At 52.4% G+C, this 14,921-nt stretch carries 14 protein-coding genes; 3 read left to right on the top strand and 11 right to left on the bottom strand.

Annotation, left to right across the window (positions count from 1 at the left end; all coding sequences use genetic code 11):
* Positions 1–238 precede the first annotated feature (238 nt).
* From INP77_RS13575 to INP77_RS13565, 3 genes are all read right to left on the bottom strand, one after another.
* A complete protein-coding gene (locus INP77_RS13575; RefSeq protein ID WP_194749613.1) occupies positions 239–1,483 on the bottom strand; it encodes an AmpG family muropeptide MFS transporter in 1,245 nt (414 codons plus the stop codon).
* 172 nt (positions 1,484–1,655) lie between these two features.
* On the bottom strand, positions 1,656–1,976 hold the full coding sequence (locus tag INP77_RS13570; RefSeq protein WP_194749612.1) for a c-type cytochrome: 321 nt from the start codon (positions 1,974–1,976) through the stop codon (positions 1,656–1,658).
* A gap of 13 nt (positions 1,977–1,989) precedes the next feature.
* Positions 1,990–3,858 carry a methanol/ethanol family PQQ-dependent dehydrogenase gene (locus INP77_RS13565; protein WP_194749611.1) on the bottom strand — a complete coding sequence of 623 codons (1,869 nt, stop codon included), beginning with the start codon at positions 3,856–3,858 and terminating at the stop codon, positions 1,990–1,992.
* 270 nt (positions 3,859–4,128) lie between these two features.
* Here INP77_RS13565 and INP77_RS13560 point away from each other — a divergent pair, with 270 nt between their 5' ends.
* Positions 4,129–6,042, top strand: a complete 1,914-nt coding sequence (locus INP77_RS13560) for a sigma-54-dependent Fis family transcriptional regulator (protein ID WP_228518948.1) — start codon at positions 4,129–4,131, stop codon at positions 6,040–6,042.
* Positions 6,043–6,061: 19 nt separating this feature from the next.
* Here the strand turns inward: INP77_RS13560 and metW are convergent, their stop codons facing one another.
* Genes metW through hemA form a run of 8 tightly spaced genes read right to left on the bottom strand, consistent with a single transcriptional unit; the run spans position 6,062 to position 13,249 of the window.
* Positions 6,062–6,667, bottom strand: a complete 606-nt coding sequence (metW, locus tag INP77_RS13555; protein ID WP_194749610.1) for a methionine biosynthesis protein MetW — start codon at positions 6,665–6,667, stop codon at positions 6,062–6,064.
* Positions 6,664–7,791 (bottom strand): homoserine O-acetyltransferase, encoded by a 1,128-nt coding sequence (locus INP77_RS13550; protein ID WP_194749609.1) that lies wholly within the window; start codon positions 7,789–7,791, stop codon positions 6,664–6,666. The genes metW and INP77_RS13550 overlap by 4 nt, the downstream gene beginning before the upstream one ends.
* 52 nt (positions 7,792–7,843) lie before the next feature.
* Complete coding sequence (locus tag INP77_RS13545) at positions 7,844–8,647, bottom strand: TIGR01458 family HAD-type hydrolase (protein ID WP_194749608.1); 804 nt, start codon at positions 8,645–8,647, stop codon at positions 7,844–7,846.
* A gap of 43 nt (positions 8,648–8,690) precedes the next feature.
* Complete coding sequence (gene prmC / locus INP77_RS13540) at positions 8,691–9,563, bottom strand: peptide chain release factor N(5)-glutamine methyltransferase (RefSeq protein ID WP_194749607.1); 873 nt, start codon at positions 9,561–9,563, stop codon at positions 8,691–8,693.
* Positions 9,564–10,412, bottom strand: a complete 849-nt coding sequence (locus INP77_RS13535) for a DNA alkylation repair protein (protein ID WP_194749606.1) — start codon at positions 10,410–10,412, stop codon at positions 9,564–9,566.
* Positions 10,413–10,429: 17 nt separating this feature from the next.
* The gene (locus INP77_RS13530) at positions 10,430–10,846 is read right to left on the bottom strand and encodes a GFA family protein (RefSeq protein WP_194749605.1); all 417 of its coding nucleotides are present in this window, start codon (positions 10,844–10,846) and stop codon (positions 10,430–10,432) included.
* A 9-nt stretch (positions 10,847–10,855) separates the two neighbouring features.
* Positions 10,856–11,938 (bottom strand): peptide chain release factor 1, encoded by a 1,083-nt coding sequence (prfA, locus tag INP77_RS13525; protein WP_194749604.1) that lies wholly within the window; start codon positions 11,936–11,938, stop codon positions 10,856–10,858.
* 51 nt (positions 11,939–11,989) lie between these two features.
* Positions 11,990–13,249 (bottom strand): glutamyl-tRNA reductase, encoded by a 1,260-nt coding sequence (gene hemA, locus INP77_RS13520; protein ID WP_194749603.1) that lies wholly within the window; start codon positions 13,247–13,249, stop codon positions 11,990–11,992.
* Positions 13,250–13,463: 214 nt separating this feature from the next.
* Here hemA and rpe point away from each other — a divergent pair, with 214 nt between their 5' ends.
* Both rpe and INP77_RS13510 read left to right on the top strand, forming a co-directional pair.
* Positions 13,464–14,171, top strand: coding sequence for a ribulose-phosphate 3-epimerase (gene rpe, locus INP77_RS13515; protein WP_194749602.1), 708 nt, complete (start codon positions 13,464–13,466; stop codon positions 14,169–14,171).
* 18 nt (positions 14,172–14,189) lie between these two features.
* Positions 14,190–14,882 carry a phosphoglycolate phosphatase gene (locus INP77_RS13510; RefSeq protein ID WP_194749601.1) on the top strand — a complete coding sequence of 231 codons (693 nt, stop codon included), beginning with the start codon at positions 14,190–14,192 and terminating at the stop codon, positions 14,880–14,882.
* The last annotated feature ends 39 nt before the right edge of the window (positions 14,883–14,921 follow it).

The raw sequence follows: 14,921 nt of genomic DNA, 5'->3' as shown, positions 1-14,921 counted from the left end.
TCCCAAGGCATAGTGTTCTCCGCATTTATCCAATGCGAAAGTGTCAACTATGTCCTCGTACACCTGTCAACCATGTCTCCGGTCTATACAGGACAAGCATAAGAAAGAATGGTCGCCTAAAGGCGAAATAGACCCTTTCAAAATCCCAAAGCGCACTCAAAAGTAAATCACAGCCTGTGCAAGCAAAGAAAAGTAACTCGTCAAGAGTCGAAAAGAAACATATTTGTCTGCGAGAAACCTATTTTTCCCGCCAAGGTGCTACCTTAAACAACAGCAACATCCCCGGGATTGCCAGCAAAGTGCATACGTAAAAAAACTGCTGCCATCCCAGTGCCTCCACCATGCCACCAGTCAGAGCATTAAAAACCGAGCGCGGTACGGCGGATAGGCTGGTAAACAAGGCGAGCTGGGTTGCGGTATAGGCGGGGTTGGTTTCGCGTGCCATGTAGGCCACATAAGCCGCGGTGCCCAAGCCAACGCCAAAGGCTTCAACGCCGATCACAATCGCAAGCATGCTGCGTTCAGGGGCACCGATCTCGGTAAAGGGGCCGCTGCCCGCGAGCCAGGCGAACCCCAGGATGGAGAGTGCCTGCACGACTCCAAAGGTCCATAAACCGCGGTTAATACCCAATTTCAGCATCCAGATGCCGCCAACGAAGGCACCGGCGATTTGCATGACTAGGCCGCTGCCTTTGGCAATGGCGCCGATATCGGTTTTGCTGAAGCCCATGTCAATATAAAACGGCGTAGCGAGTGCGGTGGCCATGCTGTCGCCCAGCTTGTAGAGCAAGATAAACAGCAGCACCCACAGTGCATGCTGCCAGCCGCTGCGATTAATAAATTCCTTGAAAGGTTCGATCACGGAGGCGAGCAAGGTTTTGGGCGCGCTGGCCATCACGGGTTCTTGCGCCCACAGTGTAAATCCGATACCGGGCAGCATAAACAGGCCAACGACCAAAAATACTTGCGACCAGGCCAGATGGTCTGCCAGAATCAGGGCCAGCGAGCCAGGGACCAAGCCAGCAATCCGATAGGCGTTGACATACAGGCTGTTGCCCAACCCGAGCTCTTCATCGCTCAGTGTTTCGCGGCGGTAGGCATCAATGACGATATCCTGACTGGCCGAAAATAGCGCTACCAGTGTGGCAAGCAGGGCGACCATGCTGATTTCTTGCTGCGGCTGGAACATGCCCAAGCCCACAATACTGGCCAGCAGCGCGAATTGAGTGCCCAGTATCCAGCTGCGGCGGCGGCCCAGTGCTTGTAACAAGCTGTAGCGGTCCATCAAGGGCGACCACAAAAACTTCCAGGTATAGGGCAGTTGCATAAAGGCAAAGGCGGCGATGGTTTTGAGATTGAGGCCTTCGCTACGTAACCAGGCAGGCAACAGTTGCAGCAAAAGATACAGGGGGAGGCCAGAACTGAAGCCTAGGGCGACACACATCAGCATGCGGCGTGTAAACAGGGTTTGCGAGATCGTCATGCCCGCATTGTAAACGCTTTTAAGGCTTGGCTAATTTTGGGGCAAAAAAAAGCCAACCCTTGCGGGTTGGCACACTCGGAGATCAATGGTAAAACGGTTGGAAACAGGACGTCAGTGGGCAAGTGAATCATCCATATTGCACAGGCCACCGACGCCTTATTTCGCAGGGGAACTACAAACTCAACACCCACTGGACGATGGTCTTGATATCTTCGTCCTTCACTTGTGGGCTGTTCGGTGGCATAGGCATTTCACCCCATACCCCGCTGCCACCGGCTTTCACCTTCTGGATCAGCTTGGCTTCAGCGGTTTTATCACCTTTGTATTTGGCGGCGACTTCTTTGTAAGCAGGGCCAACGACTTTTTTGTCGATGCCATGGCAAAGCAAGCAGCCGCTTTTTTGAGCCAAGGCCTCGGCGCCACTCCCTGCAATGGCAGAGGCTGTGGCAGCCAGCAAGGCCGTGGCGAGCAAGGTTTGGTTAAACAATTGCATGCGACTTCCTCTCTTATAAGCTGAATACATTCATGGCGCCACCACCAGGTGCGGCGTTGTATTTAGTCAGTTCCTTGTAACCACCGGCAGCACCCAAGCCATCGGTATCATTGGTCAAGCCCAGGTTCATCGCCACGGCCGCCCAACCACCAATGCCAGACAGTACGCCGACGTATTGTTTGCCTTTGTGACCGTAGGTGATCATGTTGCCGACCACGCCGGAACCTACCTGGAATTTCCACAGTTCTTTACCGGTTTTGGCATCCAGTGCTTTCACCCAACGGTCCAGCGTACCGTAGAAGACCAGATCAGACGCGGTGACCAGTGCGCCACCCCAAGCAGAGAATTTCTCCTTGTTGTACCACTGAGCTTTGCCTTTGAGGCCATCCCAAGCCATAAAGCCACCCATCACGCCGTCTGGACCGGCAAACATGGTCAATGTCGCCCCTACCCAAGGTTGACCGGCCACATATTTCGATTCAACTGGCTCATAGGTCATGCACACGTGGTTAAGCGGGACATAGAACGTTTTGGTTTTCGGTGAAAACGCGGACGGTTGTTCGTCTTTAACACCCAGTGCAGAAGGGCAAACGCCTTTTGCGTTGTAATCCTGGTGCGTAGAGTATTTTGGATCCTTGACCGGAATACCGGTTTTCAGATCAATCTTGGTTGCCCAGTTGACGAACGGGTGCATTTTTTCAGCGACCAGCAGCGTGCCGTTGGTGCGGTCAAAGGTATAGCCAAAACCGTTACGGTCAAAGTGGGTGGCCAATTGCTTGCCGTTTGCTTCCCACAACACGATTTCGTTCATGCCGTCATAATCCCACTCGTCGTGTGGCGTCATCTGGTAGCCCCAGCGTGCCAAGCCGGTATCGAGGTCACGGGCAAAAATCGTCATCGACCATTTGTTGTCGCCTGGACGTACGTCTGGGTTCCAGGTACCTGGGTTACCGCTGCCGTAGTACATCAGGTTCAATTTTGGATCGTAAGAATACCAACCCCATGTTGGGCCGCCGCCATTTTGCCAGCCATCTTTCTGCTGTTGTGGTTTGAGCCAGGTGCGTACACCCAGGTTGGCTTCTGGAAATTTCAGTTGTGCTTTGTCCAGATTCTTGAAGGAACCACCCATTTTGTTACCGCCATTCACGTCTTCGTAGAGAGACAGTGCGCTGTAGTGTGGGTTTTCCTTGTTGAAGTCTGGTCCAATCATCACTTCGCTGTCTGGACCGGTGCTGTAGGCTTTCCAGATCAGGCTGCCATCTTTGATGTTGTAAGCACTGATATGGCAACGTACACCGAATTCACCGCCTGAACAGCCAGTGATTACTTTATCTTTAAACACGTGTGGAGCGTTGGTGTTGGCCGCGCCTGTTCTTGGGTCGTTGACAGTTACTTCCCAAACCTTGGCCCCTGTTTTTGCATCCAGCGCGACCAGTACGCCATTATTCTGTTGCAGCAGAATCTTGCCGTCACCGTAGCCCAAGCCTTTGTTCACGTTGTCGCAACACATGACGGATTGCACATCCGGGCTTTGTTTAGGGAAATAAGACCACAGAATTTTCTGGTCATCGTTCAAGTCCAGCGCATACACGTTGTTAGGGAATGCGGTGTGGATAAACATGGTATTGCCGATGACCAGCGGTGCACCTTCGTGACCGCGGTTCACACCAGTGGCAAACGACCAGGCCATTTTCAATTGTTTGACATTACCTTTGTTGATTTGTGACAAGCGGCTATAGCCCTGATTCGCGTAGTCTTTACGCTGCATGGCCCACTGATTGTCATCTTTCATTAAAGTGTCCAGTTCAGCATCTGCCCATACGCTGGTGCTGATGCTGCCTAACAGTAATGCGCTGATGGCAAGCTTGATACGTTGTTGCATAAATAACCTCCAAAATGGTTGCTTTGAAGCTGGATGAGTTGTGTTGACACGCCGTTAACAAATGCTTCTTTTGTGACGGCTTGATCACTCATTGCAATGCGTGTGCCAACCGCAATCATCTTTTGGAAATTTTTAAAAAATATATTAAAATCAGTAGGTTATAAAAGTATGATCAATGCTCGAGATTCTGTGCAAGATAGCCTGTACTGTTCACGACTGTGTCATACTGGTACAGTTGTTCAATCCGACGTGACAGGTGTTCAGTTTTCCATGCCCAACAAGTATTCCCCCTCCTCCACTCCCCTGCCGCAAGTTGGCTTGCGTGATGATCAGCGCGCCATTGCCGAAGCGATTGCCCGCTCCTGGCGACGTTGCATGGTCAAGGGCGTGGATGAGCAAGCCCCGGCAGAAGACCAGATTATTACTGCCCAGGAATTGGCGCAGCGGCTGGAGAAAAACCGCCTGTTATTGGCGCAAGCTGAACCGGAAATGATCACCTTGAGTGAGCAAATTGCCCATACGCGTAGCCTGGTGATTTTGACCGATAACGAAGGGGTGATTTTGCGCACCATGGGTGAAGGCGTGGATGAAAATCAGATCCGCGCCTCGTTATTGCCTGGCGCGTCGTGGAGCGAAGAGCACCGGGGCACCAATGCCATAGGCACCGCGCTGGTAGAGCGCCTGGCCATCAGTGTGCAGGGGGCTGAGCACTTCATGGCCTATCATCATTCACTCAGTTGTTCCGCCGTGCCGATCTTTGCTGCCAATAACCATTTGGTTGCGACGCTGGACGTATCCAACGACCTTAATGCGCCGCAGCAGCACACGCTGGCCCTGGTCAAAATGGCGGCACAAATGGTCGAAAACCGGCTGTTTCATGCCACCGCAGAGGGTGAAATCGCCGTGCATTTTCATGTGCGGCCAGAATTTATTGGTACCTTGTGGGAAGGGGTGGCTTTGTTTGATGCGGCTGGTCAGCTACAGACGATCAACCGTAGTGGTCAGTTTCAGTTTGGTTTGCCGCTGGATCAGGATAGCCTGTCTGCGCGGCGCATTGCATTTGAAGATATTTTTGACGAGTCGTGGATCGCGTTCAAGCAACGCGGTTTAAATGCCGATGTCCTGTTTCCACTGCATCTGCGTAATGGCGCACGGTTATATGCCCGCGCCTCGGTGAGCCAGGCGCCTTCCGCTCCGAAAAAAATGCCGCCGCTGGCGCCGCGAGAATCTGCCGCCAGTCTGGAGTTGCTGGACAGTGGCGACCCGCAATTCAAGCTGGCCATCACTCAGGTCAAGCAGGTGCTGGATAAGGACATTCCTGTACTGATCCTCGGCGAGACCGGGGCCGGTAAAGAATTATTTTCACGCGCGATTCACGATGCCAGTGCGCGCCGCCACAAGCCGTTTATTGCCGTCAACTGTGCGGCCTTGCCAGAAGGGCTGATTGAAGCCGAACTGTTTGGCTACGAAGAAGGCGCTTATACAGGGGCCAAGCGTAAAGGCAATCTTGGCAAAATCCAGCAAGCGGATGGCGGCACCTTGTTTCTGGATGAGATTGGCGATATGCCATTGTCACTGCAAGCGCGCTTGTTGCGCGTCTTGCAAGAGCGCAGTGTGACGCCGTTGGGCGGCAGCAAGTCTATCCCGGTCAACTTTATGCTGCTCAGCGCGACCAATCAGAAGTTGAAAGATAAAGTGGCTGCAGGCGAGTTTCGCAGTGATTTGTATTACCGCATCAATGGCCTCAGTGTGCAATTGCCTGCGCTGCGGGAGCGGCTGGATATGGCAAGGTTGATTCAGGTCATTCTGCAAATTGAACAGGCGCCGCAAGCCACCTTGAGTGAAGAAATGATGGCGCTGTTTAATGAGCATCCCTGGCCGGGCAATGTACGCCAGTTGCATAATGTACTGCGCACGGCCGTGGCATTGGCGGATGGCGGCGTGATTGGCCGCCAGCATTTGATGCAGGATTTTCTGGATGAAATGCATGCGAAAAAAGCAGATGCTGAGCCGTCTGCGGTCGGCATGACCGCGTTGCCAGCAGCTAGCCTGAAAGTGCAAAATGATGAAGCGATCCGGCAAGCCATGTTGCAACATGGCGGCAATATTTCAGCGGTGTCCCGTCAGCTGGGGTTAAGCAGAAATACGCTTTACCGGCGCTTAAAAGCGCTCAATCTTTCTTGAAATAGCTGGCTTGATGTTGTCAGGCTGCGCGTTTTAAGCGGTACATGGCCAGGTTGCCCAGCAGATTGGGCAAGACGTGGATATCCTGGCCGTCGGTAATTACCTTGCGCTCAATCACTTGAATGTCGTGCTGGCGGCAAAAGTGGTCAAAATCGTGGATGGTGCATAGGTGCACGTTGGGTGTGTCGTACCATTGATAGGGCAGGCTTTTGGAGACCGGCATGTTGCCCAGCGTGATTTGCAGGCGGTTGCGCCAATAGCCAAAATTGGGGAAGGTGACGATGATTTCGCGCCCTACCCGCAGCATTTCATGCACGATGCTTTCAGTATTGTGCATGGCCTGCAAGGTTTGCGACAAAATGACTGTATCAAACGACTGGTCTTCAAAGCCGGACAGGCCTTCTTCGAGGTTCATTTGAATCACATCCACGCCATTTTTTAATGCCGCCAACCAATTGGCATCGTCTTTTTCAATGCCGTAGCCTGTAATGCCAAGCGTTTGATGCAAGTGCGTGAGCAGCGTGCCATCTGCGCAACCCAAATCCAGCACTTTGGCTTTCATTTGCACCCATTTTGTAATTAATGCAAAGTCTGGGCGAACATTGGTAATATTTACATTCGTCATACTTTGATTTGCTCCAGATAGGCGCGCATGATGGCATGGTAATGCGGATCAGGCATCAAGAAGGCATCATGCCCATGGGCCGAGGTGACCTCGGCATACTTCACGGGCAAGGCGTTATCCAGCAAGGCCTGGACGATCTCGCGCGAACGTGCAGGCGAAAAACGCCAGTCGGTGGTAAACGAGATGACGACAAACTTGGCTTTGGCGCGGCTGAGCGCCTTGCTCAAATTGCCTTCAAAATCCAGCGCTGGGTCAAAATAATCCAGCGCGCGTGTCATGCGTAAATAGGTGTTGGCATCAAATTCGCCGGCAAACTTGTCGCCTTGATAGCGCAAGTAAGACTCCATTTCAAACTCGACATCAAAGCTGTACTTCACATCGCCATGACGCAGTTTGCGGCCAAATTTTTCACCCATGGCATCGTCTGACAGATAGGTGATATGACCCAGCATGCGGGCAATGCGCAAGCCACGGCGAGGCACGGTGCCATGGTTGTAATAATCGCCGTCAAAAAACTCGGGGTCAGTGATAATCGCCTGGCGTGCCACTTCGTTAAACGCCATGTTCTGTGCGGTCAGGTTGGGTGCAGAGGCGATCACAAAAGCATGCCGCACACGCTCGGGATATACAATGTTCCAGTGCAGCGCTTGCATGCCCCCCAGACTGCCTCCAATCACCGCCGCCAGTTGGTCAATACCGAGGTAATCTAACAGTCGCGCTTGCGACTCTACCCAGTCTTCTACGGTCACGACCGGAAAACTAGCGCTATAAGGCTTGTCTGTCAGCGGATCCACGCTGGATGGGCCGCTACTGCCATGACAGCCGCCCAGGTTATTCAACCCGATCACAAAAAACTTGTTGGTATCCAGCGGTTTGCCCGGACCCACCAGGTTATCCCACCAGCCAGGATATTTATCTTCTGGCGTATAACGGCCAGCCACATGATGGTTGCCAGACAGGGCGTGGCAAATCAACACGGCATTGCTTTTGGCCGCGTTAAGTTCACCATAGGTTTCATAAGCAAGATGGTATTGTGGCAACACGGCGCCGCTTTTAAGCGTGAGCGGCCGGGTGAAATGCGCAACTTGCGCTTTAACGATACCAACAGAATTCGATTCAAACATGCCGCAATTATACTATGCGGCATGCCGAAACGGCGAGACCGGGCTGACCCGGTCAGGAGGAATGGGCGGAGGCAGAAAAGCAGCCTAGCAATGCCGGTAAATCTGCCACTGAAGCAATCATCGCATCCGGCTCCACGGCGGATAAGCGCGTATAGGTTTCGCGATATTTTCCAGTTTTGACCAGAATGCCATGCAAGCCCGCATCTTGTGCACCGCCAATATCCGCATCAATATCATCGCCTATCATTAGCACTTCCGAAGGTTTCAGCCGTAAGGCATCGATGGCCATATGAAAGAAATGCTGCGAAGGCTTGCCCATTAGCATGGCTTTGGTATTGCTGGCGTACTCCAGCCCGGTGACAAACGCGCCAATATCCATTTGCAAGCCAGTCTCGGTTTGCCAGAAGCGGTTTTTATGGATGGCAATTAACTGCGCGCCATTCACCAGGCAGGTAAACACTTCATTGAGTAGTTGGTAAGACCAGCGGTCGCCTATATCGCCGATCACCACATAATTGGCCGCGGTTTCCGATTGATCAAAACAGGCAAAATCTTTTTTCACATCGTCTGCCAGCAACAATTTACAGACCGGGTTCGGCTGCTTTTTGAGGTACTGGATGGTCGCTTGTGGTGCACTCATGATTTCTTCGGGCACTACATTGAAGCCCAACGCATTCAGCTTGGATTGCAAGGACGCTAAAGATAGCGTGCTAGTGTTGGTGACAAAGCGGACCGCAATGCCCGCTTCGCGCAGTTGTTTCACGGCCGCGATCGCGCCATTGATGACTTGATTGCCGATATACAACACGCCATCCAGGTCAAATAGCACGGCTTTAATATTAGGGATAGGCTGCATCACAACTCCTTAGATAAAGGTTTTGTTTTCAATCTAGCAAAAATCATACTGGTTTTGCTAGTGGCCATTTTCCTGACGTGACTCGGGGCTGATTACCCAGATCATGCATCGTTGCAATCTCTGCAAACCCTTGTGCTTTTAAGAGTGATTGCACGGCGTCCGCCTGGTTGTAACCGTGCTCCAGCATGAGCCATCCATTTTCAGTCAAATAGCCAGGCGCCTGGGCAATAATCTGCCGGATCGCTTGCAAACCATCTGCCCCTGAAGCCAGCGCCGATAAGGGTTCAAAACGCAAATCGCCTTGTTGCAGATGCGGGTCGTCCGCTTCGATATAGGGCGGATTACTCACGATTACATGGTAAGGTTTGGGAGCCAGTGCTGAAAACCAGTCGCTTAACACAAACTGCGTATTCTCAATGCCCAGCGCATAAGCGTTGTCTTTTGCGACGGCCAAGGCTGCTTCAGAGGCATCCACCGCAGTCACCTGGCAGTCTGGTCCATGTTTGGCCAGCGCGAGTGCGATAGCCCCGGTTCCTGTGCCCAGGTCCAACACTTCAAGCGGTTTGCCGCGCGCATGCTGGTTGATTTTTTCCAAGGCAGCCTCTACCAGAGTTTCAGTATCTGGTCGCGGGATTAAGGTGTCAGGCGTCACTCTGAGCGCGAGCCCGAAAAATTCCCGATAGCCCAAAATATGCGCGATGGGCTCCCCTTTTAGGCGGCGGTCAATTAAGACCTTAAAGTCCGCTTGTTTTTGCGTATCCAGCAAATCCAGTGCATGACCGAGTAGCCAGGCATGGTTCACCTTGAGCACCTCCATTAATAACATGCGGGCTTCTATGCTGGCCTCGTCAGCCGGGATGGTTTGCATCAATTGGATTTTTGCAGCATCCAGGCAGGCGCGTATGGTGGGCAGCATTTATTTTCCTCCTGCCGCCAGCCGGATAGCACGCGCATGCGCGTTGCCTTGCTTGGCAGGATGGCGCACCGCATGGCGGATCACCCATTTCAAGTCTTTATCCGCATTAGTCAGCCAGCGCTCACATACTTCAAATGCCAATGCTGGATGGTCTTTGGCGATATCGCCCAGATGATTGGCAACACTGCGGCGTACATACAGGCTGGGGTCATTTTTCAGGGCTTCCAGAATAGGCAGTGTCGGCCTGGGGTCTTTAATCAACTGGGGAATACGCGCGCCCCAAGGTAAGCGGGGACGACAGCCTTCAGAGCATAAGCGGCGTACATGCGGATCCGCGTCATTCAGCCACAAGGTCAGTTGATTCAAGGTGCGCTCAAAATCATGCATTAAAAACGGACGGATCGAAAACTCGGCAGTAAAGCGGCGCGTCAATTCATATTGAGCACGCATGGCCGTGTCAAAAGGATCTTCACCACCATTGTGTTGGGGGTCACGCCCATAGTCCGAGACAAAGCGGGTATGGGGTAAATAAAAAAACACACTCAGCCCGAGGCGTTCGGTTAATACATTGGGCGGTGTGAGTGTGCTGAGCAGAATGTCGGTGGCTTCAGAAAACTTTGCGGGTAAGGTCGCTTTTAATGCCGCAGCAATATGAGCTGAGCGGTCCATAATCCCCAGTGCTGCAATGTTGGTGAGCGCCAAGCTTTTGAACGCGTGTCCATCAAAAGCCGAATGCACTAATCCGATATTATGTGCCAAGCAGTCGACGGCTTCAGTATCCAGCAAGAACTTGATTGGATTATCTTTCTGGATACTACGCGGCGCAACAGGGATGCGAAATGGGGTCATGTGCGGGGACGATTCAGTCACGGGCGCTCGACATATTGGGGCGCATCATCGTGAATCTCATGCCAGTCTGCTTTTGAGCCAACAAAGATATGGGCTGATACCTGAGTGGGGAGCGGCGTATCTAGGGTCCCGATTCGAAGTCGCAAGATATCGGGTGCACTCTCGCGGTAAGCCATGATGGGCGAGCCACAATGACTGCAAAATACACGACAAACCCCTGCTTCACTGCGGTAAGTTTTAAGTGCCGTCTCGCCCTGCGTTATTGTGAAGTTGGCCTTGGGCACAGGGGCAACTGCAATAAAGGCTGAGCCGGTCGCTTTGCGGCAACGCTGGCAGTGGCAATATACCAGTTCTCCCAGTGCGCCTCTGACTTCATAGTGCACCGTTTCACATAGGCAACTGCCTCGATGGTGGAGATGAGTTTCTGTCACCATATTTTTCGATTAGGCGTCTTCGCCCAAACTCGCCAACAAATCCGCCTGATATTCAGTCGCCAGCGCATTAATCAACTCATCCATATCGCCCTCGGTAATCGCATCAATTTTATACAGTGTCAGGTTGATGCGGTGGTCGGTAATGCGGCCTTGCGGGTAATTGTAAGTGCGAATACGTTCTGAGCGGTCACCCGAACCGATCAGGTTGCGCCGCTCAGAGGCGATTTTGCTTTGTTGCTCATCGACTTGTTTGGCTTTAATGCGCGCGGCCAGCACTTGCATGGCTTGCGCCTTGTTGGCGTGCTGGCTGCGGCCGTCTTGGCATTCGACCACAATGCCGGTGGGCGCGTGCGTAATACGCACGGCAGAGTCAGTTTTGTTAATGTGCTGACCACCTGCACCACTGGCGCGGAAGGTGTCGATACGAATGTCCGCCGGGTTGATTTCTACATCGCCCACCTCTTCAACCTCGGGCAAAATCGCGACTGTACAGGCTGAAGTGTGAATCCGGCCTTGTGTTTCGGTATCGGGCACGCGCTGTACGCGGTGGCCACCGGACTCAAATTTGAGTTTTGAATATGCCCCGTAGCCGATAATTTTGGCAATAATTTCTTTGTAGCCGCCGACCTCGCCTTCGTTGGCAGAGACCACTTCTACCTTCCAGCCCTGCCGGTCGGCATAGCGCGAATACATACGGAACAGGTCACCGGCAAACAGGCCAGACTCATCGCCGCCGGTGCCGGCACGGATTTCGAGGAAAATATTTTTGTCATCGTTGGGGTCTTTAGGCAGCAGCAGTTTTTGCAGGGTGAGCGCCACTTCTTCCAGACGTTTTTTGCCAGTCTCGATTTCTTCCTGGGCAAACTCTTTCATCTCAGGGTCAGACAGCATGGCATGTGCCTCTTTGATGTCAGACTCGGTTTGCGCGTAGACGTGATACTGCTCGACAATCGGAGTGATTTCCGTGTGTTCCTGCATGATTTTACGGTAGTTATCCATATTGTCAGTCACGCCCTCGCTGCTGAGTAGGCGGTTGAGTTCTTCGAGACGCTCGCTTAGGTTGGCGAGCTTTTGCAACATGCTTGGTTTCATTGTGGGACCCTAAAATTCAAAGCGTCAGCGGAGGCCTAAGTCTTGAAAAAATTATTCTTTTAACTGAAAAAGTTGTTTGACCAGATGCTCCATGTGCGCATGGGCATCGCCTTCGGTGTTGTTGAGCGCGTGGCTGGGGCCATGCAAAAACTTGTTGGTCAGTGCATTGCTGAGATGTTCGAGTACTTTTTCGGGCGGCTCGCCTTTTTGCAGCAATTTGAGCGATTTTTCCACCTCAGCCTTGCGTAGGCTGTCTACCTGATCACGCAGGGCCTTGATGGTGGGCACCGCTTCGCGCTGCTTGAGCCACTGCATAAAATGTTCAACGCGCGCGTTGACGATCATTTCTGCATCTATCGCGGCTTCTTTGCGATTGCCCAGGCCTTCGGAAACCACTTGCGCCAAATCGTCTACGGTGTACAAAAATACGTCATCCAGTGCCGAAACTTCAGGTTCGATATCCCGCGGCACGGCCAGGTCTACCATAAACATCGGTCTGTGTTTACGCGCTTTAATGGCGCGCTCGACCATGCCCAAGCCAACAATGGGCAGCTGACTGGCGGTGCTGGTGATGACGATGTCGAATTCCTGAAAACGCTCTGGCAGGTCGTTGAGTAAAATGGCCTGCACATTGAGGCCCTGGCCGCGAATCTTGTCTGCCAGTTGTTCGCCGCGCTCCAGTGTACGGTTTGCCACAGTGATTTTTTTCGGTTTTTGCGCGGCAAAATGGTCAGCACAGAGCTCTATCATTTCACCTGCGCCAATAAACAGCACCCGTTGCGCACTCAAATCACCAAAAATACGTTGTGCCAGTTTCACCGCTGCAGCAGCCATCGAAATCGAGCTGCCACCGATATCGGTATTGGTGCGCACTTCTTTGGCCACTTCAAACGTGCGTTGAAACAGTTTGTGCAAGAGGGTGCCCAAGGTGCCTGCGTCCTGGGCAATTTTTACCGATTGCTTGAATTGGCCCAGAATCTGTGCCTCGCCCAACACCATACTATCCAGCCCGCTGGCCACGCGGAACGCATGTTTGACGGCTTCGTGGCTACTCAGTGTGTAGGTGTAAGGCAGTAACTTGTCTGCTTCGAGGCGGTGATAGGCCGCTAACCAATCAATCACGACTTCCGGCCGGATCGATTGCACGTAAATTTCGGTGCGGTTGCAGGTGGACAGGATCGCCACCTCTGCCACATTGTGTCGTGCCAGATCAGCCAGTGCTTGCGGCAAGGTTTCGTTGTTAAACGCAACGTTCTCGCGGATGGCAATGGGGGCGGTGGTGTGGTTGACACCAATGGTATACAGTTGCATGGCGCTATTTTACCTGCGGGACAGGGTCAAAAGTGAAACACGTGGGCGCTTGCAGGTGGTTCATGGCGAATTGGAGAGGCATCCATGTCAAAAGTGCCGACATTTTCTTATATTCGGCGGCGGCAAGCAAGAATCCTGTCAATTTGTCACAAAATGGCGTTAAAATATTGGTTTTGCTAACTTTTATTAGATTCAATTACGGAACATCAAGCGCATGGACAAAACTTTCCGCATTGCCCCCAGTATTCTATCTGCCAACTTTGCCAAGTTGGGCCAGGAAATCGAAAACGTGATCAAATCCGGCACCGATATCGTGCACTTTGACGTGATGGACAACCATTACGTGCCTAACCTGACCATTGGTCCATTGGTATGTGACGCGATTCGTGACCTGTCACACAATGTTGGCGCACTCATCGACGTGCACCTGATGGTGAAACCAGTCGACCGCATTATTCCTGACTTTGCCAAAGCAGGTGCGGATATCATCACTTTCCATCCGGAAGCGTCTGACCATATTGACCGCAGCCTGGCATTGATTCGCGACAGCGGCTGTAAGTCTGGCTTGGTATTTAACCCAGCGACACCATTGCATTACCTGGATTACGTGATGGATAAAGTGGACATGATTTTGCTGATGTCGGTGAACCCAGGCTTTGGTGGCCAAAAATTCATTCCAGCCACCTTAGACAAACTGAAACAAGCGCGTGCCCGTATTGATGCCTACTACGAAAAAACTGGCCGTCAAATCTGGCTCGAAGTGGACGGTGGAGTGAACGCCAACAACATCGCAGAGATCGCTAAAGCCGGTGCGGATACCTTCGTTGCAGGCAGCGCGATTTTCGGCGCACCTAAAGACACCGACCCTAACCGTTACGACACGGTTGTCGCTGCGATGCGCGCTTCTTTAGCCACTGTTTAATTTAAAAAGCCTGTTGTGATGCGGTTTCAAGTCAAGTTGGTGATGTTCGATCTGGACGGCACCCTGCTGGATACCGCGCCGCAAATTGCCGAAGCTGCCAACCGTATGTTGGTGGCTTTGGGCAAACCCATGTTGCCGCAAGCACAAATCGCCACTTATATTGGCGAAGGTGTGCAAAACCTGATCAAGCGCTGTCTCACAGGGAGCGTGCAGGTGGAGCCGGAGGCCGATTTGTTTGCGCAGGCGCAGCCGCTGTATCATGACTTTTATACCGCCAACGCCACGCAAAGCCAGCCATTCGCAGGGGTTGTCCCTGCTTTGCAGCAGCTGAAGAAACAAGGCTACCGCCTGGCGTGTGTGACCAATAAACCCGAAAAATTCACCTTACCTTTGCTGCAACAAGCAGGGTTGGCTGATTTTTTTGAGGTCATTATTTCTGGCGATAGCTTGCCCAAAAAGAAACCTGACCCCTTGCCTTTGTTGCATATTTGCCAAAAGCTAGGTGTGCTGCCTGCTGAAGCGGTGCTGGTAGGGGACTCGGAGACGGATATTCAGGCCGCGCATGCTGCCGGATGCTTTGTCGTCACCGTGCCTTATGGGTATAATCAAGGCCGCGAAATTGATGTCGCGACGGTAGATGCTACCGTGCAGCAGTTCACCGAGGTGGTGAACTTGCTAGAGTTACCTGCCCTCTTAAAGCAGGGATCATAAAAAACAGACCTTAATTACCATGATGTTTTGTGCTCATCA

The organism is Methylophilus sp. 13, from assembly GCF_015354335.1.
GTDB lineage: Bacteria > Pseudomonadota > Gammaproteobacteria > Burkholderiales > Methylophilaceae > Methylophilus > Methylophilus glucosoxydans.
Note: the sequence above shows the minus strand (reverse complement) of the source record. Positions and strands in the feature narration are given on the sequence as shown.